The organism is Mesorhizobium sp. WSM4819, assembly GCF_055811215.1.
Genome location: NZ_JBVVQO010000021.1, coordinates 60461 through 80128, shown reverse-complemented (window position 1 = coordinate 80128; position 19668 = coordinate 60461). Strand labels below are relative to the sequence as shown.

Genomic DNA, 19668 nt, shown 5'->3' with positions numbered 1-19668 from the left:
TTGTTATCGGCCGTCCGTTGCCGACCGCCTCTCAATCCTCGTGCAGCACAAATTCCAGATACAGATTACGCTGTAGCATCGAGTGGTTGTCGTCCGAGACCAGCGACACCATCAGCGCGCCGTCGTCGCGGGTCCAGACGTCGAGCCCTTCCATATTGTCGATCTGGTAGCCCATGTCGGCTTCCATCAGCATCGGCCCGTCGGCAACCGCGCCCTTCTCGACGCTTTCGCCATAGATGCGCCGCAGCCGCATCTTGACGCCGCCGGCCATCGAAAAGCTGCGCTCCAGAAGCAAGAGGTCGCCGTCCGGCAGGAAGGCGCCGTCGGCAATGTCGAAATTGCCGTTGCGCTTGACGGTGAAGACGCCCTTGTGCGGCCCTTCGATAACGGCCGCATAGATGTTGCCTGCCTTGTCGAGGCTCTTTTCCGAGACCACGACCAGCCCGCCTTGGTGCTGGCCGTCAGGATTGGCGTGGGTGATGGTCTCAAAGCCGCGATTGCGGCGAAGCTCCCAGGCTGGAATCAGGAAGTCGAGTTGCCTGAACGACGGCTTCATGTCGCCCGGTTCGATCTTGAACTGTGCAATGCGGTGACCGCGCTCGAAGCCGACTGTGGCAATGCCGTCCTTGAGCGCAAGGCCTTCGGCGTCGACCTCCCATTTCTCGGCGATCAGCTGGCCCGCCTCGTCGGCCATCTGCTGCATACGGAAATTCCGGATGCCGGATGGGCGCTTGTCGGCATCATGGGTGACGGTGCCGAAGAACCAGAATCCGGTGTCGGCGACGCCGATGAAATCACTGCCGGGCTTGCGGAAACGAAACGCCGACAGCGCGCCGAAATCGCGTGACGGCGAGGTCATTTCCAGCCCGCCGACGAATTCGAGCGGGCCGAACCGCTTTTCGTCACCGCCGATATGAAACCGGTCTATCAGCCGTGCCGAGATTTCGATCGGCTCGACCGCAACGGTGCCGGCAGCGATGGGAGGCGACAAGGCGATGCCGGCAACGAACAGGGCTGTGGCGGCGAAAAGCGTCTGCCGAAAGCCGCCCCGCGAAAAAATCATCCGGCGCGCCGCATGCCGCCGCGCCGCGTGTCGCGCATGCTTTCCTCGCCAAACAGCGAGGCCAGTTGCTCGGTCATGGCGCCGGCCAGTTCCTCGGCATCGACGATGGTGACGGCGCGGCGATAGTAACGGGTAACGTCGTGGCCGATGCCGATGGCCAGGAGCTCGACCGGCGAGCGCGTCTCGATCAATTCGATCACGGCGCGCAGATGCCGTTCGAGATAGTTGCCCGGATTGACCGACAGCGTCGAATCGTCGACCGGCGCGCCGTCCGAGATCATCATCAGGATCTTGCGCTGCTCCGGCCGGGCGATCAGGCGGTTGTGGGCCCACAGCAGCGCCTCGCCGTCGATGTTTTCCTTGAGCAGGCCCTCGCGCATCATCAGGCCGAGATTGCGCCGCGCCCGCCGCCACGGATGGTCGGCGGATTTGTAGATGATGTGGCGCAGATCGTTGAGCCGCCCAGGATTGGGCGGCTTGCCTTCCTTCAGCCATTTCTCGCGTGCCTGCCCGCCCTTCCAGGCGCGGGTGGTGAAGCCGAGGATCTCGACCGAGACGCCGCAGCGTTCCAGCGTGCGCGCCAGAATGTCGGCGCAGGTGGCGGCGACGGTGATCGGCCGGCCGCGCATCGAGCCCGAATTGTCGAGCACCAGCGTCACCACCGTGTCGCGGAATTTGGTGTCGCGCTCCTGCTTGAAGGACAGCGGCTGCATCGGGTCGATGACGACGCGCACCAGCCGCGCCGGGTCGAGATAACCCTCTTCGAGATCGAAATCCCAGGACCGGTTCTGCTGCGCCATGAGGCGGCGCTGCAGCCGGTTGGCCAGCCGGCCGACGACGCCGGACAGGTTGGCAAGCTGCTTGTCGAGGAAGGCGCGCAGCCGATCCAGCTCTTCCTCTTCGCACAGGTCCTCCGCACCCACTGTCTCGTCGAAGGCGGTGGTGAAGACCTTATAGTCGATCTCCTTCGACAGATTGGTGAAGGGATTGTCGTTGCGGCGCGCCTCGCCGGGCGTCTCGGCATCGGCGTCGTCATCGTCGGACAGGTCGTCGGCGGTGGCATCGGATGCCTCCGTCTCGGCCGATTGCTCGTCGTCGGACGACGCCTCGGTATCGTCCGACTGCGACTGCTCGGAGCCGGAATCGTCCTCGCCGCCCTCCTCGCTCTGGTCCTCGCCTTGCGGCTGGTTTTCGTCATTGTCTTCGGAGTCTTCGGTCTCCTGGTCGTCACCGAGTTCCTCGGCCATTTCCATGGAAGCCAGCATCTCGCGCACGACACGGGCGAAGGCCTGCTGGTCGTCGAGCTTTGCCGACAGTCCGTCGAGATCGGCACTTGCCTTCTCCTCGACCCAAGGGCGCCAGAGGTCGACCAGCCGCTCGCCGCTCTTCGGCACGGTGCGGCCGGTCAGCTTTTCGCGCACCATCAGGGCCAGCGCCTCTTCGATCGGCGCGTCGGCCTTGTCCTTGACGTCGATGAGGTTGGCCCTGGCGTATTTGTCCTCGAGCATCGAGCCGATATTGTCGGCCACACCCTGCATGGCGCGGGAGCCGATAGCCTCGACGCGGGCCTGCTCGACCGCATCGTAGATGGCGCGGGCCTGTTTGCCCTCCGGCGCCAGCCTGGTGTGGATGCGCGTGTCGTGGCAGGCGCGCTTCAGCGCCATGGAATCGCCGAGCCCGCGGGTGATGGCGATGTCGGCCTTCGAGGCTTTTTTCGGCAGTTCAGGCAGCCGGGCGCGGCTGCCGGCGAGCGCCGGCCGATCCTTGGCGAAACCGACTTCGAGGTCCTTGTCGCCGGCAATCGCGCGCATGCAGACGGTGACGGCGCGCTTGAAGCTGTCGGCTTCAGACCCCGTCTTCGACTTGTTGCGCGTGTTGTCGCCTGGACCCGCCATCGATCATTCCTTGGAGCATGACCCCGAAAATCGGAATCGAGCCATGCTTACCCCAGAACCACGTTGGCGGCGCTCTCCGGCAAATCCTGGCCGAAGGCGCGCTGGTAGAACTCGGCCACGAGCGAGCGTTCCAGCTCGTCGCACTTGTTGAGGAAGGTCAGCCTGAACGCCATGCCGATATCGCCGAAGATCTCGGCATTCTCGGCCCAGGTGATGACCGTGCGCGGGCTCATGACGGTCGAAAGGTCGCCATTGATAAAGGCCGAACGCGTCATGTCGGCGACACGCACCATCTTGTTAACGATCTCCTTGCCCTTGGCATCGCGATAGTGCTTGGCCTTGGCCAGCACGATGTTCACCTCATTGTCGTGCGGCAGATAGTTCAGCGTGGTGACGATCGACCAGCGGTCCATCTGCGCCTGATTGATCTGCTGGGTGCCGTGATAGAGGCCGGTGGTATCGCCGAGACCGACGGTGTTGGCGGTCGAGAACAGCCGGAACGCCGGATGCGGGCGGATGACCCGGCTCTGGTCGAGCAGCGTCAGCCGACCGGACGATTCCAGCACGCGCTGGATGACGAACATCACGTCCGGACGGCCGGCATCGTACTCGTCGAAGCACAGCGCGACATTGTGCTGGTAGGCCCAGGGCAGGATGCCGTCGCGGAATTCGGTGATCTGCAGCCCTTCCTTGGCGACGATGGCGTCCTTGCCGACGAGATCGATGCGGCTGACATGACTGTCGAGATTGACACGCACCATAGGCCAGTTGAGGCGGGCGGCGACCTGCTCGATATGCGTCGACTTGCCGGTGCCGTGATAGCCCGACACCATGACGCGGCGGTTGTAGGCAAAGCCGGCGAGGATCGCCATCGTCGTGTTCTTGTCGAACAGATAGTCGGGATCGATGTCGGGCACATGCTCGCTCGTCACGGAATAGGCCGGCACCACCATTTTGGACTCGAAGCCGAATTTCTCCTTCACCGGCACGGTGGTGTCGGGCAGGTTGGCGATGTCGCGATCGACCTTGTTCATCTTTATCAACGTCTCCACGGGCGAAGCGCCTGATTTCGCCGGCAATCGATTTTGTCCGGGGGCGGTCTTAGAGCCTTTTCCAACCTTATGAAAGTTGGAAAACGACACGGAGGTCGCTCAGCACAATCCTGCCTGCTTGAGCACGCGATAGGCCTGGAGCACATCGCGGAACCGGTCTTCCGAACCTCTGTCGCCGCCATTCGCATCCGGATGGTGGCGTTTCACCAGTTCCTTATAACGCGCCTTGATGTCCTTGCCAGTCGCCTTTGTATCAAGGCCAAGCGTTTCCAGCGCCTTGGCCTCAAGCGGCTTGGCCTTGCGCTCACGCGCCTCGCGCGGATCTTTTGGACCTTTGAACAAATCAAACGGATCGCGCATGCGGTTGTAGTAGCCGGCGCGGCCGGAACGCTGCTGCGCGAAATCGGGCGAGGAGCGCGTCGAGGCGCCGTTGACGCCCATCTTCCATGTCGGCCGGTGGCCGGTCATCGCTTCCTTCTGGAAGCGGGCGATCTCGGTATCGGGGACACCGGAGAAATAATTGAAGCCCTTGTTGTACTCGCGCACATGATCGAAGCAGAACTGAAAATACTCGCCCTCCTTCATGCGCCCGACCGGCGCGCGATGGGTGCCGGCCTCCTTGCAACCGTCCCACTGGCAGATCGGCGAACGAGACTTCAGCTCCGCATCCTTCTCCGGGCGGATGCGGATTTTCTCGAAATATTTGGGGTACGGTTTCATCTCACCCATTTATGGGCTGTTCGCCGGTGCGAAACAAGAATTGACATTTTCGCGATGATCGCCCTAACCGCTGAATCGCGGCATAAAGCGGGCGATCGGCGAATTTTGTCGCGACGGCGGCGCCGCGCGTCCTTCCGGACGCGCAAACGGCACCGATTTTCGGGGGTCATGCGCAAGCCATATGTGGTGAAGGGAAGTACGAATGTCCATACAGTCGACGATGGAAGGCAAGTTGAAGAAGGCGTTTTTGCCGGAGCGGCTGGTCATTATCAACGAAAGCCATCTCCATGCCGGCCATCACCATCAGGACTCCGATCATCACGGCACCTATGACGGCACCGGTGAGACGCATTTCCGCGTCCGCATCGTCTCCTCAGCCTTTGCCGGCATGAGCCGCATCGAGCGCCACCGCGCGGTCAACGCATTGCTGGCCGACGAATTGAAGGCTGGTGTCCATGCGCTGGCGATCGAGCCGGCCGCGCCGGACGAAAAGACCAGGTGGTAGGCCTCAGAGCAATTCCAGGAAAAGTGTGAAACGGTTTTCCCGGGAAAAGCGCATAGCGCTTTCCCTAGGGAATTGCGCAAAAACAAAGAGATAGAGCGGTTCGGCGTTTCCGTGAAACGATGAACCGCTCTAGCCGAGCGCTGCCTTCAGGAAAATCATCACCGCACGGGTCAAGGCGTCGCCTTCGTCGCCGAAATCGCGATTGATCGACATGTGCGAATAGGCGCTGCCATCGAACAGTGTCACCTCCGTTCCAGTCGCCCGCAGGCGCTCGGCGAAGGCCCATGAGGCTGCCGCACGACCCGCTGCGCGCGAATAGGCGATGAAGGTCGCCGGATGTTTGCGGCTCCCGACATGGGTGGCCGGCGACAGCGTTCGCCACTGCGCCGGGTCGGGAAAGGCCTTTGCATAGGCCCGTGTCATGCCGCCGCTCCTCGCAAGCGCCTCCAGGTCATAAGCCCTGGTATCGTTCAGAACCAGCGCCGCGACGCCGGGCAGACCGCCGCGCAGCCCGGTCAGTGCGGCGAGATGGCTGCCGGCCGAATGGCCCATCACCGCAATCCGGTTCGGATCGCCGCCGTATCCGGCGATGTTGGCGCGCACGTAGCGATAGGCCTGCTCGACATCGTTGGCCTGGGTGGCGACATCAGCCTCAGGCAGCATCCGGTAGTCGATCGAGACGAAGCAGAAGCCATTGTCGAGCAGGAAGTCCGGCTTGACGTCGACGTTGGTGCGATTGCCGGCTCGCCAGGCACCGCCATGGATGAAAACGATCACAGGCAGGGAGCTGGCGCCGGCGCGCGCGTAGATATCGAGCCTGGCCGGACCGTAGTCGATAGTTTGCGGAGATGGCGAAAGCCGGCGCGACGCCGCCGAAGCGCTGGCCGTCAACAAAGCCATCGACATCAAAAGCAGGGTTCGCCGATCGATCACCGTCACCTCCAGACAGCCCGGTCGAAAGTGCACGCCGGCGCGGCGAGCGTCCAGGATTGATTAGCCGCGAAAGAACCTATCAGAACTAAATCTCGCCGGCCGGCCTGATCCTCAGCCTTGCAATCCGGTTCTTGTCGCGCTTCATGACGACGAAGCGCTTGCCGTGAAAGGTGAAAGCCTGCTTCTCGTCCGGGATCAATTGCGTCTCGTGAATGACGAGACCGGCAATGGTGGTGGCTTCTTCGTCCGGCAGGTCCCAGTCGAGCGCCCGGTTCAGGTCGCGGATCGACACAGTGCCATCGACGACGACGGAGCCGTCGGCTTCCTGCTTGACGCCCTGCATGTCGATATCGTGCTCGTCGGCTATCTCGCCGACGATCTCCTCGATGATGTCCTCCAGCGTCACCAGCCCCTCGACCTCGCCATACTCGTCGACGACGATAGCGAAATGCGCCTTGCGCCGCAGGAAGGCGTTGAGCTGTTCCTGCAGCGTCGTGGTATCGGGCACGAACCACGGTTTTGAAGCGATCTTCATCACGTCGATCTTGGAAAAGTCGTTGCCGACATCGTTCAGCGCACGCAGCAGGTCTTTGGCGTGCAGCACGCCGACGATGTTGTCGAGCGAGCCCTTCCACAAAGGCATGCGGGTATGCGGGCTCTGCAGGATCTCGCGCACCACTGCCTCCGGCCCATTGTCGGCATTGACCGAGCGCATGTTGGTGCGGTGGACCATGACATCGGACACTTCGAGCTCGTCGAGATCGGACAGGCGGCCGATGCGGGCGCGACCCTCGCGCACCACCTGGCCGTCACGTCGAAAATCGTCGACGGCGCTGCGCGATTCGTCATGGTTCGAATGCTGAGGCTCGATGCGCTGCAGTTCAGCGCCGAATGCAGCGAGCAGGCGCGCGCGAAAGACACAGGCGAGCAGGCCGAGCCCGGCAAGGACAGCAGCGACAATCCAGCCGGCCTCGCTCATCCCGGTCGGCTGTTCTGCTGACCCGGTCGGCCTCTCGGCTGACCCGGTCGGCTCTTCTGCTGACCCGGATGGTTCTCCCTCAGAAACGACAGCACTTCCGACCCCGGCACGTCGTTGGCGATGAAGGCCTGGCCGATGCCGCGCGTCAGGATGAAGGTCAGCGCGCCGCGCGACACCTTCTTGTCCTGGGTGATGAAGGCAAGCAGCGCTTCGGCGTCAGGCAATTCACCCGGAATATCGGCCATGCGCCAGGGCAGGCCAACGGCGCGAAGATGCGCCTCGACGCGCGCCGCATCGTCGGGACTTGCCAGGTTGAGGCGTGATGAAAAGCGATAAGCCAGCGCCATGCCGATGGCGACGCCCTCGCCGTGGACGAGACGGGCGCTGTCATATTGGGTGGCGCCCTCGAGCGCGTGGCCGAACGTGTGGCCGAGATTGAGCAGCGCGCGGTCGCCGGTCTCGAATTCGTCGCGGCCGACGACATCGGCCTTGGCGCGGCAGGCCTCGGCGATGGCCTCGGCCCGCTGCGGGCCGCCGGCGAGCACCTTGCCCCAGTTTTCCTCCAGCCAGGCGAAGAAGTCGGGGCGATCGATGAGCCCGTATTTGGCGAGTTCGGCATAACCCGCCCGGAATTCCCGTATCGGCAGCGTGTCGAGCACTTCGGTGTCGGCCAGCACCAGTTTCGGCTGATGGAAGACGCCGACGAGGTTCTTGCCACGCGCACTGTTGATGCCGGTCTTGCCGCCGACGGAAGAGTCGACCTGCGCCAGCAGCGAGGTCGGGATCTGCACGAAATTCATGCCGCGGCGCACGATGCCGGCGGCAAATCCGGCCAGATCGCCGATGACACCGCCACCGAGCGCGACGACGACATCGCCGCGTTCCAGTCTTGCGGCGAGCACGCCGTCCACCACCTCTTCGAGATGCGCGAAACTCTTGGTCTTTTCCCCCGCCGGCAGCGTGATGACGGCGGGCCGGATGCCTACCTTTTCAAGGCCGGCCCTCAACGTCTCGAGGTGGGCGGCGGCGACATTGACGTCGGTGACCACCGCGGCGCGCGTGCCGGGCAGGCGGCGCGAAATCTCGGTGCCGGCACGCAACAGCAGGCCGGAGCCGATCAATATGTCATAGGCGCGATCGCCGAGCCCGACTTCGACGGTGACTGTCGCGTTGCTTTTCACGAGCCCACCTCGCCTGTCGCGGCTGCCACGCCGAAATACCCGCAAAGCGCGTTCACCACCTCGGCGGCGATGACCTCCTTGCGATCGTCGCGGGTCGGCACGGTAACATCGGCGGTTGCGTAGACCGGATAGCGCTCGGCCATCAGCCGCTCGATCACGGCACGGGGATCGGCGCTTTTCAGGAGCGGCCGGTTCTGCTTCTTGGAAACGCGGTCCATCAACAGGTCGATCTCGGCCTTCAGCCATACCGACACGCCATGGCCGGCAATGGCCTCCCGCGTCTGCGCGCTCATGAAGGCGCCGCCGCCCGTCGACAGCACCTGCGGGCCGTGTTCCAATATGCGCAGGATGACGCGCTGCTCCAGCGCCCGGAACTCGGGCTCGCCATAGCGTTCGAACAGTTCCGGGACGCTCATCCGCGACACGCTTTCGATCTCCTGATCACTGTCCATGAAAGGCAGTCCCAGCATCCCCGCCACCTTGCGGCCGATTGCCGTCTTGCCGGCGCCCATAAGGCCGACAAAGACAATGGAACGGCTGCCCAGCCGGCCGAGCAGCGCGGCATGGCTCTCATCGGGAGGATTGGCTGGCAACGCGTTCATGACACCATGATGTTTCTAAGCAGGTTCCGCAAAGCTATCCCAGGTTTTGCGACAGAACCTGCGACAAGCCAAAGAATCCAGGCAGGCATTTTCGGGCTAGCCCACGAATGCCTGCTTAGATCCCTCTTTGCCGGCGTATCGACATCAAAAGCCTGATTGCGTCAAGCGTGGCGCCGCCGCACGTCGTCCGCGCTTCGCCCTTGAATTGGCCGGATTGGCGTCTCATAAGGGCACTGGGTTTGGAACCGCAGAACAACAAGACGGGCGAAAATTGATGCCGACACTGTTCCGCTTTGTCGTGACGCTCACGATTCTGGCCGGCATTGTCTATGGCGCGATGTTCGCTCTGGCGATGTTCGTCGAGCCGAGAAAGGCCGAAATGAGCGTGCGCATCCCTCCCGAAAAGCTCATTCCCAAGAAAAACTGAGAGACATGAACAGCGCGGCCCGCATCGAAGCCTTTCTGGAAATGATGAGCGCCGAGCGCGGCGCTGCCGAAAACACGCTTTCCAGCTATCGCCGCGACCTCGAAGATGCGTCAGCCGAGATCGACGGCGGGCTCGCTGGTGCCGCCGCCACCGATATCCGCAACTATCTCGACGATATAGCCGCACGCGGTTTTGCCGCCACCTCGCAGGCACGCAAGCTGTCGGCGATGCGCCAGTTCTTCAAGTTCCTCTACGCCGAAGGTCTGCGCGGCGACGACCCGACCGGCACCCTGGACAGTCCGAAGAAGGGCCGGCCGCTGCCGAAGACGATGAGCGAGGCCGACACCGGCCGGCTGATCGACCGAGCGGCGCAGGAGGCAGCTGACGCCTCGCTGAACGATGGCGACGGCCTGGCGGCGCTGCGCCTGCATGCGCTGGTCGAGGTGCTCTACGCCACCGGCCTGCGGGTTTCCGAACTGGTCGGCCTGCCGGTGACGGTGGCGTTGCGCGACGATCGTTTCTTCATGGTGCGCGGCAAGGGTGACAAGGAACGCATGGTGCCGCTATCGGCAAAGGCGCGCATCGCCATGCGGGCCTGGCTCGCTGCCCGGGCAACGGTGCCGGCTTTGGCGGATAGCCCGTTCCTGTTTCCGGCGGCAAGCGACAGCGGCTATCTCTCCAGGCAGGTCTTCGCCCGCGACCTGAAGGGCCTTGCCGCACGGGCCGGCATCGCCTCGGCGAAAATATCGCCGCATGTGCTGCGCCATGCTTTTGCCAGCCATCTCCTGCAGAACGGCGCCGATCTCAGGGCGGTGCAGCAGTTGCTTGGCCATGCCGATATTTCAACGACGCAGATTTACACGCATGTTCTGGAGGAGCGGCTGGTGCGGCTGGTCAACGATCATCATCCGCTTGCCGACTAAGCGTCATATCGCTATGTGAGGACGACGTTCCACCGCCCGGAGCCTCTATTTCCCAGGTTCCGCCAGTCATTGCCTCCCGGCTTATCGGTCCGCTCAAGAATGTACAATTACCTCGATTTCGAAAAGCCGGTCGCCGATCTTGAAGGCAAGATCCTCGAGCTGAAGAAGCTCGCCGAGAATGGCGAGGCGGTCGATGTCGGCGATGAGATCAGCCGGCTCGAGAAACGCGTGCGCGACGCATTGCGCGACACTTATAAGGCGCTGACCCCGTGGCAGAAGGTGCAGGTGGCGCGCCATCCGGACAGGCCGCATTGCGCCGACTACATCAAGGGGCTGTTCAACGATTTCACGCCGCTTGCCGGCGACCGCAATTTCGGCGAGGACCAGGCGATCGTCGGCGGCTTCGCCCGCTTCCGCGGCGAGCCGGTGGCAATCATCGGCCAGGAAAAGGGCTCGGACACGGCCAGCCGGCTGAGGCATAATTTCGGCTCGGTGCGGCCGGAGGGCTATCGCAAGGCGGTGCGGCTGATGGAACTCGCCGACCGCTTCAATATCCCGTTGCTGACGCTGGTCGACACGGCCGGCGCCTATCCGGGCGTCAATGCCGAGGAGCGCGGCCAGGCCGAAGCCATCGCCCGCTCGACCTCGGCCTGTCTTCGCCTGAAGGTGCCGTCGATCTCGGTGGTCATCGGCGAAGGCGGCTCGGGCGGTGCCATCGCGATCGCCACCGCCAACCGCGTCTACATGCTCGAGCACGCCATCTATTCGGTGATCTCGCCGGAGGGCGCCGCCTCGATCCTGTGGCGCGACACCACCCGCTCGAAGGATGCGGCGACCAACATGAAGATCACCGCTCAGGATCTGCTGGAGCTCAAGATCATCGACGCCATCGTTCCCGAACCGCTCGGCGGCGCCCATCGTGGCCCGGATACGGTGATTGCCGCCACCGGCGATCTCATCGCCAAAACGATGAAGGAATTCTCCGGCGCCAACACCGATTTTCGTGAGCAGCGCCGCGAGAAATATCTGACTATGGGGCGAAACCTCTAGACTATGATCCCGAACCGAGGCTCAGCGCAGCAAAAAGTGGGTACCGGTTTTCGCAAAAGGCGTGGTCGAACAAGAGAATTCAGGCCGGCCGATTTCAGTCGGACGGTTTCGACGCCGCATGTGGCGAGATTAAGCACCTTCGCCACAAAAATGCCGCTGCGCTCGTTTCAATCGGATTGCCGTAAGGCCCGGCGCTGCGGTAAGGAATTTTCAAGGTTAACGGGCTTAGGGTTGGGCCTGTCGGCCTGATGCCTGCGGTCCGAAAGAAAAGACATAGCCATGTTTGCCAAGCTTGCCCGCACCGCACTTGTGATCGCCGCGATAGGCGTCGCTGGCTGCAACGATTCTTCGATGAAGGATTTTGCCCCCCACGCCAACAAGCCGTTGCCCGAAAAAATCCTGGCCAGCATGAAGGCCAAGGGCATGACCCGCACCTCGCCGGTGATGGCCCGCATCTTCAAGGAAGAGGGCAAGCTCGAAATCTGGAAGGCCAAGACCAACGGTCGCTATGACTTGGTCGCCAGCTACGACATCTGCAAATGGTCGGGCAAGCTGGGCCCCAAATACACCGAAGGCGACCGCCAGGCGCCGGAGGGCTTCTATACGGTCCGTCCGGCGCAGATGAATCCGCGGTCGAGCTACCACCTTGCCTTCAACATCGGCTATCCCAACGTCTACGACCGCGCCAATGGCCGCACCGGTTCCCATCTGATGGTCCATGGCGCCTGCTCGTCGTCGGGCTGTTATTCGATGACCGACGCGCAGATCGAGCAGATCTACGCCTTCGGCCGCGACGCTTTCCAGGGCGGGCAGACCGAGTTCCAGATCCAGGCCTTTCCGTTCCGCATGACCGCCGCCAACATGGCGCGCTATCGCAAAGATCCGAACTACGAATTCTGGAAGATGCTGAAGGTCGGCTACGACAATTTCGAGATCACGAAAGTGCCGCCGAAGGTCGATGTCTGCGAGAAGCGCTATGTCTTCAACCAGGTCGCGCCTGACGGCGAGACCTTCGATCCGACCGGCGCCTGCCCCGCGACGACGCAGCCGGATTCGCTGAAGAGCGCCTTCAATGCCTACCAGAGCACCTACGAGGCGGCTTTCAATGGCGCGGTCAAGGCCAGCGTGCCGGCTCCCAAGCCGACCATCGGCGGGATCAAGGAAGCCAGCATCGTTTCCGAGTGGTCGAAGAAACGCGCCCGTGGCGAACGCGTGCCGATCGATCCGCCGTCGTTCAACGCCGACGGCTCGGTGACGGCGACGGCGCGCATGGGCCGCATCGATTCGCCGGCGGGCCGCAAGATGGCCGCGCTCGACGCCGAGAAGGCCGCCAAGCAGAAGGCCGAGGAGCAAAGGCTTGCCGCGATAGAAGCGGCCAAGGCCGCGAAAGAGGCGGCCAGGGCTCAGGCTCTGGCCGAAAAGCAAACGGCCAGGATCAATTCGCTGGCCGAAGAGGAGGATGCCAGGGCCGCTGCCGAAGCGCCTCTCGCTACCGCGACAATCGCGTCGTCCCCCGATGCCGCCCCGGCCGCAACGCAGGCGGCGAATGCCGGTGAAAGCAGGACGACAAGGCTGAAGAAGAAGCTGCTCGGCATGTTCGGCGGCTGAGCTTCATGCCTGAACACGGAGATGGGGGCCAGGAAGACAGGCCCTCAACCAGCCCCGCCCCCGCCCCCGTCTACGACCTCAAAGGCCTGAACTGCCCGTTGCCCGTGCTCAAGGCAAAAAAGCGGTTGGCCACAATGCAGCCGGGCAGCCGCCTGTGGCTCGAAACCACTGACCCCCTCGCCGTCATCGACATTCCCGCCTTCTGCACCGAGAGCGGCCATCGGTTGATCGAAACGGCAGCGGTTTCCGGCGGCCATCGCTTTCTGGTCGAGCGCGGCGGCGGCTGAGAGCAATTTCGCTCTGTCTGCGCTGCCCCTCATTGTCCTGCCGGATATTTCTCCCCGTAAACGGGGAGAAAGAAGCTGGCCGCAACCTTGGCGCTCTTTCTGCAATGTTGCTGATTGGCGAAAGCGTCGGTGAGAGCGCCCCCTCTCCCCATCACTATACGGGGAGAGGGTGCCGGCAGGCAGGTGAGGGGCAGCGCTACGTCTGCAAGACGAGAAGCCTACCGCCCGGCGATGGCCAGCGGGTTGTTTTCCAGCGCTGCGCGGTCCGGTGAGTCGATCGACGGCCGGTTGGTGAAGGCGGCAAACAGCCGGCGGACGTAATCTTCCGGCATGTCGAGCGTGATCAGCACCAGCCTTGTGCCGCGTTGGCCGTCCGGCCAGGACGGCAGCCGCGCCGGCGGATGCAGGATCTTCTGGACGCCGTGGACGACCAGTGGCCGCGACGGGTCTTCCAGCAATTCGATGACGCCCTTCATGCGCAACAGGCGCTCGCCATGTGCTGATCGCAACAGGTCGAGGAACATCTCGATCGCCGAAAACGGCACCGGCCCGTCATGAACGAGCGAGTAGGAGCGCACGCGGGAATCGTGCCGATGGTCATGATCGTGGTCGTGGTCGCCGTAGTCATGGTCGTCATGGTGGTGGTGATCATGGGCGGCTTCCTCGCCCAGCCAGCGCCGCACGTCGGCGGACTTGGTGGCTGGGTTATAGAGGCCGCAATCGAACAGCGCCGCTGCATCGGTCCTTCTGTCACCCGCATCGAGCAGCTCGGCACCCGGATTGATCTGCCGCAGCCGCGCCCGCAAGGCCTCGACGTCGCGCGGATCGGTGGCCAGATCGGCTTTCGTCAGCACGATGCGGTCGGCGACCGCCGCCTGCTTCACTGCCTCGACATGGGCGTCGAGCGTCGCATCTCCGTTGACCGCGTCGACCAGCGTGATGACGCCGTCGAGCCGGAAGGCCTCGACCAGCGCCGGATGGGCCATGATCGACTGCAGCACCGGCGCCGGATCGGCGAGGCCGGTGGTTTCGATGACGACGCGGGCAAGCCGGGCGATGCGGCCGGTCTGCAGCCGGTCGACGAGATCGGCCAGCGTGTCGACCAGTTCGCCGCGCACCGTGCAGCAGAGACAGCCGTCGGAAAGCTGGATGATGCCGTCGGAGGCCTGTTCGACCAGGAGATGGTCGATCGCCACCTCGCCGAACTCGTTGATGATGACCGCGGTGTCGGCGAGCGCGGGATCCCTGAGCAGCCGGTTGAGCAGCGTCGTTTTGCCGGCGCCGAGAAAACCGGTCAGCACCGAAACGGCGATGGGAAAGCCGCTGCTCATCAGCCTAGTTCACTGCCTTGGCGGGCTCCTGGGCCGCAGTAGCGGAACCGATCACTGCCGGCTCCGCGCCGGGCGGCGGCGGCAGGTCGGGCCGCCAGCTCGGCAGCGGCACGTCGGCATATTCCTGGCCCGATGCATCGAGCATGGCTTTCGGTATCGGCCCGGTGGCGCCGCCAAGGCCGACTGCGACCAATGCCGGCGCGTGATCGAGTTTTTTTCGATAGGGAGATTTTGGCGCATTCTTATCGCCGACGGGGGCGGCAGCTTCCGACTGCTCCTTAGCCGGCTTCTTCCTGCAAATCTCGTCGTTCATGTCGTTGACCGATGTGGTGTCGCCATAGGAAGGCAGCGCCGCCACCGTCAGCCAGCCCGGTGTCGGCGTGGCAAAGCCTTGGTCGAGCAGCCTGGCGACGGTCTCGGCGCGGGTGATGGCCGACTTCTCGCCAAGCACCACCGCCACCAGCGTGCGCCCGTCGCGTGTTGCCGAGCCGATCATGTTGAAGCCCGACGGACAGACGAAGCCGGTCTTCATGCCGTCGGCGCCGGGATAGCGGCCGATCAGAAGATTGTAATTCGAGATCTTCTTCTTGCCGACGGCCAGGCCCTCGATCGAGAACCATGGGGCATATTGTGGAAATTCCGTGCGGATCGCCATCACCAGCAAGCCGAGATCGCGCGCCGTCGTATACTGGTCCGGCGAAAACAGCCCGTTCGGGTTGACGAAATGCGTTCCGGTCATCCCGAGCCGGCGCGCCTCGGCGTTCATGCGTTCGGCGAAAGCGATCTGCGAACCGCCGATGTTCTCGCCGACGGCCATGGCGACGTCGTTGGCCGATTTGACCAGTATCATCTTCAGCGCGTTATCGAGCCGCATGACCGAGCCCGGCTTGAAGCCCATCTTGCTCGGCGGCTCGCTGGCGGAACGCTTGGTGACCTTGATCGGCGAATCGAGCCGGACCTCGCCCGCGGCAATCGCACGAAATGCCACATAGGCGGTCATCAGCTTGGTCAGCGAGGCAGGATACCAGCGCTTGAAAGCCTCCTGGTGCTGGAGGATCTTGCCATTCTCCAGGTCGAACACGATCGTCGGATTGGCGAGAGCCGGACCGGCCAGCGCCGGCAGCGCCACAGCGCCCGCCAGCAATGCATGTCGCGCAAAAGTGCGCAGCGGTTTTGCGATAACGACATGCATAAAAACAACAACGCTAAAGCGCGTCGCATGAGGCCGGTCAAACGCGACGCGCTTTAGTTTGAGGAAATGCCTGTACCGCATAATGGAATCCGAAATCGCCTCTTGCCGCAGTCGCCTCTGGCTCCGTAAGATTTGTTACGCGATCGCCAGCATGGTGATCCGGTCCCTCTATCCGGATCACTATCTTGCGGTGCTATTTAGCCTATGTGACGTCAAGATGGCAAAGTGCCTGAATGACAATTCTAAAACAGCAGGCACAATTGCAAAGCAGCAGGCAGAGCCCGTCTGCTCCAACAGCGAGATGGAACATCATGCCGATCCTGAACCGCGCCGCCGAAATGCAAGACGAGGTCGCCGGCTGGCGCCGCCATCTGCACCAGACGCCAGAGCTGAATTTCGACGTCTTCGAGACCGCCGCCTTCGTCACCGAGAAGCTGCAGGCCTTCGGTTGCGACGACGTGGTGACCGGCCTCGGCAAGACCGGTGTCGTCGGCATCATCCGCGGCCGCCTGGGCGAAGGCACGAGCATCGGCCTGCGCGCCGACATGGATGCGCTGCCGCTCAACGAGATCACCGGGAAACCCTACGCCTCGACCATTCCGGGCAAGATGCACGCCTGCGGCCATGACGGCCACACCGCGATGCTGCTCGGTGCCGCCAAATATCTTGCCGAGACGCGCAATTTCGCCGGCTCCGTCGCAGTGATCTTCCAGCCGGCCGAAGAAGGCGGCGGCGGCGGCAACGAGATGGTCAAGGACGGCATGATGGAGCGCTTCGGCATCTCCAAGGTGTTCGGCATGCACAACATGCCGGGCCTGCCGGTCGGACAATTCGCCATTAAGCCGGGCCCGATCATGGCGGCGACAGCCGAATTCACCATCACGGTCAAGGGCAAGGGCGGGCATGCGGCGATGCCGCACGGCACGATCGACCCGATCGTCATCACCAGCCAGCTCGTCGGCGCTCTGCAGACGATCGCCTCGCGCAGCACCGATCCGGTCGAGGCTGTCGTGGTGTCGGTTACGAAATTCCACGCCGGCGACGCCTACAATGTCATTCCCGAGAGCGCCGAGATCGCAGGCACCGTGCGCACGCTGAAGAAGGAGGTCGCCAGGAAGGCTGAGCAGCGTGTGCGCGCCATCTGCGAGGGCGTGGGCGCGGCCTTCGGCGCAACGATCGAGGTCGATTACAAAGCCAATTATCCCGTCACCTTCAACCATCCGGAGGAGACGGTCTTTGCAAGCGATGTCGCCGCTGAAATCGCCGGCGAGGCACAGGTGCAACGCGCCATCCAGCCGGTGATGGGCGGCGAGGATTTCTCCTACATGCTGGAAGCGCGGCCGGGCGCCTTCATCTTCATCGGCAATGGCGACACCGCCGGTCTCCACAACCCTGCCTACGACTTCAACGACGAGGTCATCCCGCACGGCATGAGCTATTGGGTGAAGCTCGCGGAGACGGCGCTGGCCGCTTGATGCATCGGCCATAAAACCGCCCTGCGGCTTGATCCGAGGGGTGCGCTGCGATTGGGATGGCTACAAGGCGGTCGAGCCCGGGACGTGGCGATGCTCCGATCGTCACTTCCGACCGGACCGCCTTTGCGCAAGACCCAAGGCAATGCCCAGGGCGATACCGATTCCGATACCCGCAATAATATTGTCCAATGCGACGCCGATAGCCACGCCGATCACAACGCCGAGTGTGATGTGTTTGGCATCCATCATGCCGGGTCATTTAGGGTGGAAGGGGAGAGCTGCAACCGCTGGTCGGCTGCCATCCGATGTTGCCTGGGATCGCTACGGCCCGCTCTTCGGGTCGTCGACCTCCAGCGCCTCCATGACGGGCGCCAGATCACTCTCTTCGGCCGGATCGTCAGCCTGCGGCTGTTCGCCTGTCCGGGCCCTGTTCAGAGCTTTCTCAATGGCCTCTTCGATGTCGCCGATCTCGTCTTCGCGCACCTCGTGACCATAGCCGGCCGCGTCGGCATCCTGCTCGAATTGCTGAACCAGGACGGCCACGCTCACTTCGCTTTCCGCGGGCAGGTTACCGACGTTCTCCTGCAGCCAGGTTTCAAAGAACTCTTTCGTAGCACTCATGCGGGTCTCTCCTTCGGCACACTAAAGCGCGGCGGTGGTCCGAAGTTCCGCTATTTCTGGCTCATCTTTGCGGTCCACTCGCGACCGGCCGATTGCGTCAAGCTTGCTGCAACCTTGCCTCTTGGCGAAACGATCCGAAGCGGTTATGTGTCGGCCGCGTGGTCCCGTAGCTCAGTAGGATAGAGCGGCAGATTCCTAATCTGTAGGTCACAGGTTCGATTCCTGTCGGGATCACCAGATTTCAAAGGCTTATATTAATCTTTCGTGGTGTCCATGGTGTCCATGTCGCGCCATGTTGCAAACCATTTCCGTTGATTTTCAAGAGTTTCCTGCGACTATCGGCTAGTCCATGCGACATGGATGCGACACGCGATCGGGTCGCGACTTGGTTGGAGGGGAGAATGAATGGACGCCTCGGAAGATTCTCCGCGCGATCGAGCGCTAGTGGAGAATTGGCTTGCGATTGCAGAAATGCCGAAGGCCATTTTTGGGTGGCCAGATTGGCAGACCACAAGTCCACGCCAGCGAAAGATCGGTGAGGCGGCCGGCGAGTCCGACCAGCTTGTGCTGGCGTCATTGCTGATTGACGGTTCAGGCGTTTCGCTCGAAGGGGTGGAGCTTCGAATCGTGGTTTGGCGCGACCGCCCGATTGAGGATGCTACCGCTCTCTTGCAAATCGAGAACGATGGCTGGATGCCGATTTCTCGTCTAGATTGCTGGCCCTATTCACCTCATACAAACCGATATTGGAAGAGGCTGCACCAGGCACCAATAGTCGAGGGCTCGCATATCCATCGTACTCAAGACAACGTACGGTTAGGGCGCAAAGCCTTTACCGCATCCGAAAATTTACCATCTGCCGTCGCTGTCGATGGCGAGCCTGAGTCGTTTCGTGATATGCTTCGGCTGGTTGAGCTCTACTTCAATATCGACGGGGCATGCGATCTGCCGCCTCCGCAGTGGCAAGAGAGGCTCATATAGCCATGGATCATACAGCCAACTCAGTCGCGAAGGAAGTCGCTCAAGCACTCTCCTACGCGCGGGACACGAACGGTGTTCCGACAGTGGTGACTCCACTTCTATACCCGGGTGGCGGGCGCGTCGTTTTGCGCATGGAGCAGACTCCTGATGGCTACATTGTTTCGGACTTCGGGTCCGGTAGACGCGAAGCAGAACTGATGGGCGGCGGCCACATTTACAACCAGATCGCACGTCGTGCCGCCGAGCGGTTCGCTGTCAGGTACGATAGCCACATGATCTTCGACCTGGAGGTCCCTCGCGAAGCATTGGTGGCGGCTGCGATCGCTGTAGGCAACGCATCCAAGTCTGCGGTAGATGCAACTGCCGAGGGTTTGTCTGAAAAGCGCGCAAACGACCAGCGCCTCGTGCTCTGGGATATCCTGAAGGGAGCGTTTCCAAACGAGCCTATCCATCGAGGTGAAAAGTTTACCGGGCACACCGATGCTTGGGAGTTCGATGCTGTGGTCCGTTTGAACGACCGCCCCGTCCTATTCGAGCTAGTTACCCCCTATCCGGCCGCCGTCAATTCGGCCATTGCCAAATTCCTTGATGTGCGAGATCTGGGCTCGGAGAAAACCGTTAGGGTTGCGGTGCCAACAGTGCCGGAAAAGACGCCGCACCTCTCGTTGCTTGGACGAACTGCGCGGATCATCGCTCTCGACTCTCCCCAAGAGGCATTCAAGCTCGCAGCTTAAAAAGCCCGCCACCGTGAGGCAGCGGGCGATTGAAAGGTCAGGATCTTCCCGTTCGGAGGCGGCAGGTTCGGCATCGAAGCCGTCCGTGTGCTTGCCGAGCCGACGATCT

General features: G+C 62.7%; 21 protein-coding genes and 1 tRNA gene. 10 read left to right on the top strand and 12 right to left on the bottom strand.

The genetic code is table 11. The features are described 5' to 3' along the window. Positions 1–31 precede the first annotated feature (31 nt). The 4 genes from AC0L18_RS19760 to AC0L18_RS19745 form a co-directional block, all read right to left on the bottom strand. On the bottom strand, positions 32–1063 hold the full coding sequence (locus AC0L18_RS19760; protein ID WP_473493824.1) for an esterase-like activity of phytase family protein: 1032 nt from the start codon (positions 1061–1063) through the stop codon (positions 32–34). Next, positions 1060–2958 carry a cobaltochelatase subunit CobT gene (gene cobT / locus AC0L18_RS19755; protein WP_473493823.1) on the bottom strand — a complete coding sequence of 633 codons (1899 nt, stop codon included), beginning with the start codon at positions 2956–2958 and terminating at the stop codon, positions 1060–1062. Before cobT ends, AC0L18_RS19760 begins: the two co-directional genes overlap by 4 nt. 47 nt (positions 2959–3005) lie before the next feature. After that, entirely contained in the window at positions 3006–3992 is a 987-nt protein-coding gene (cobS, locus tag AC0L18_RS19750) for a cobaltochelatase subunit CobS (protein ID WP_473493822.1), read from the bottom strand. Positions 3993–4109: 117 nt separating this feature from the next. Beyond that, positions 4110–4739 carry a J domain-containing protein gene (locus tag AC0L18_RS19745; RefSeq protein WP_036262308.1) on the bottom strand — a complete coding sequence of 210 codons (630 nt, stop codon included), beginning with the start codon at positions 4737–4739 and terminating at the stop codon, positions 4110–4112. A gap of 193 nt (positions 4740–4932) precedes the next feature. Between AC0L18_RS19745 and AC0L18_RS19740 the strand changes: the two genes are divergently transcribed. Then, a complete protein-coding gene (locus AC0L18_RS19740) occupies positions 4933–5235 on the top strand; it encodes a BolA family protein (protein WP_091593128.1) in 303 nt (100 codons plus the stop codon). Between the two features lie 129 nt (positions 5236–5364). Here the strand turns inward: AC0L18_RS19740 and AC0L18_RS19735 are convergent, their stop codons facing one another. The 4 genes from AC0L18_RS19735 to AC0L18_RS19720 all read right to left on the bottom strand — a co-directional run bounded on the left by AC0L18_RS19735 (position 5365) and on the right by AC0L18_RS19720 (position 8930). Next, entirely contained in the window at positions 5365–6168 is an 804-nt protein-coding gene (locus AC0L18_RS19735) for an alpha/beta hydrolase (RefSeq protein WP_473493821.1), read from the bottom strand. Positions 6169–6253: 85 nt separating this feature from the next. Then, complete coding sequence (locus AC0L18_RS19730) at positions 6254–7147, bottom strand: HlyC/CorC family transporter (RefSeq protein WP_473493820.1); 894 nt, start codon at positions 7145–7147, stop codon at positions 6254–6256. Then, positions 7144–8328 carry a 3-dehydroquinate synthase gene (gene aroB / locus AC0L18_RS19725; protein ID WP_473493819.1) on the bottom strand — a complete coding sequence of 395 codons (1185 nt, stop codon included), beginning with the start codon at positions 8326–8328 and terminating at the stop codon, positions 7144–7146. The genes AC0L18_RS19730 and aroB overlap by 4 nt, the downstream gene beginning before the upstream one ends. After that, entirely contained in the window at positions 8325–8930 is a 606-nt protein-coding gene (locus AC0L18_RS19720) for a shikimate kinase (protein ID WP_287071812.1), read from the bottom strand. The genes aroB and AC0L18_RS19720 overlap by 4 nt, the downstream gene beginning before the upstream one ends. 274 nt (positions 8931–9204) lie before the next feature. Between AC0L18_RS19720 and AC0L18_RS19715 the strand changes: the two genes are divergently transcribed. The 5 genes from AC0L18_RS19715 to AC0L18_RS19695 all read left to right on the top strand — a co-directional run bounded on the left by AC0L18_RS19715 (position 9205) and on the right by AC0L18_RS19695 (position 13225). Next, positions 9205–9357 carry a histidine kinase gene (locus AC0L18_RS19715; protein WP_091593135.1) on the top strand — a complete coding sequence of 51 codons (153 nt, stop codon included), beginning with the start codon at positions 9205–9207 and terminating at the stop codon, positions 9355–9357. Positions 9358–9362: 5 nt separating this feature from the next. Further along, positions 9363–10280: a site-specific tyrosine recombinase XerD gene (locus AC0L18_RS19710; RefSeq protein ID WP_287121986.1), complete on the top strand. Its 918-nt coding sequence runs from the start codon at positions 9363–9365 to the stop codon at positions 10278–10280. A gap of 99 nt (positions 10281–10379) precedes the next feature. Beyond that, a complete protein-coding gene (locus AC0L18_RS19705) occupies positions 10380–11330 on the top strand; it encodes an acetyl-CoA carboxylase carboxyltransferase subunit alpha (protein WP_473493818.1) in 951 nt (316 codons plus the stop codon). 279 nt (positions 11331–11609) lie between these two features. Then, on the top strand, positions 11610–12938 hold the full coding sequence (locus AC0L18_RS19700; RefSeq protein ID WP_473493817.1) for a L,D-transpeptidase family protein: 1329 nt from the start codon (positions 11610–11612) through the stop codon (positions 12936–12938). Between the two features lie 5 nt (positions 12939–12943). Then, positions 12944–13225, top strand: a complete 282-nt coding sequence (locus AC0L18_RS19695; protein ID WP_473493816.1) for a sulfurtransferase TusA family protein — start codon at positions 12944–12946, stop codon at positions 13223–13225. Positions 13226–13443: 218 nt separating this feature from the next. Here AC0L18_RS19695 and AC0L18_RS19690 read toward each other — a convergent pair whose 3' ends face one another. After that, a complete protein-coding gene (locus AC0L18_RS19690; protein ID WP_473493815.1) occupies positions 13444–14556 on the bottom strand; it encodes a CobW family GTP-binding protein in 1113 nt (370 codons plus the stop codon). Between the two features lie 4 nt (positions 14557–14560). Then, positions 14561–15748: a D-alanyl-D-alanine carboxypeptidase family protein gene (locus AC0L18_RS19685; protein ID WP_287218403.1), complete on the bottom strand. Its 1188-nt coding sequence runs from the start codon at positions 15746–15748 to the stop codon at positions 14561–14563. Positions 15749–16059: 311 nt separating this feature from the next. On the opposite strand from AC0L18_RS19685, the gene AC0L18_RS19680 reads away from it, so the two are divergent. Then, the gene (locus AC0L18_RS19680; RefSeq protein WP_128176127.1) at positions 16060–17223 is read left to right on the top strand and encodes a M20 aminoacylase family protein; all 1164 of its coding nucleotides are present in this window, start codon (positions 16060–16062) and stop codon (positions 17221–17223) included. 102 nt (positions 17224–17325) lie between these two features. On the opposite strand, the gene AC0L18_RS19675 is transcribed toward AC0L18_RS19680, so the two are convergent. Both AC0L18_RS19675 and AC0L18_RS19670 read right to left on the bottom strand, forming a co-directional pair. Next, positions 17326–17472: a glycine zipper domain-containing protein gene (locus tag AC0L18_RS19675; protein WP_473493814.1), complete on the bottom strand. Its 147-nt coding sequence runs from the start codon at positions 17470–17472 to the stop codon at positions 17326–17328. Positions 17473–17544: 72 nt separating this feature from the next. Continuing rightward, complete coding sequence (locus tag AC0L18_RS19670; RefSeq protein WP_287071797.1) at positions 17545–17844, bottom strand: hypothetical protein; 300 nt, start codon at positions 17842–17844, stop codon at positions 17545–17547. A 160-nt stretch (positions 17845–18004) separates the two neighbouring features. Between AC0L18_RS19670 and AC0L18_RS19665 the strand changes: the two genes are divergently transcribed. The 3 genes from AC0L18_RS19665 to AC0L18_RS19655 all read left to right on the top strand — a co-directional run bounded on the left by AC0L18_RS19665 (position 18005) and on the right by AC0L18_RS19655 (position 19559). Continuing rightward, positions 18005–18081, top strand: a tRNA-Arg gene (locus AC0L18_RS19665). A gap of 168 nt (positions 18082–18249) precedes the next feature. Beyond that, complete coding sequence (locus tag AC0L18_RS19660) at positions 18250–18825, top strand: hypothetical protein (RefSeq protein WP_236368749.1); 576 nt, start codon at positions 18250–18252, stop codon at positions 18823–18825. 2 nt (positions 18826–18827) lie between these two features. Then, positions 18828–19559, top strand: coding sequence for a hypothetical protein (locus tag AC0L18_RS19655; RefSeq protein WP_236368751.1), 732 nt, complete (start codon positions 18828–18830; stop codon positions 19557–19559). The last annotated feature ends 109 nt before the right edge of the window (positions 19560–19668 follow it).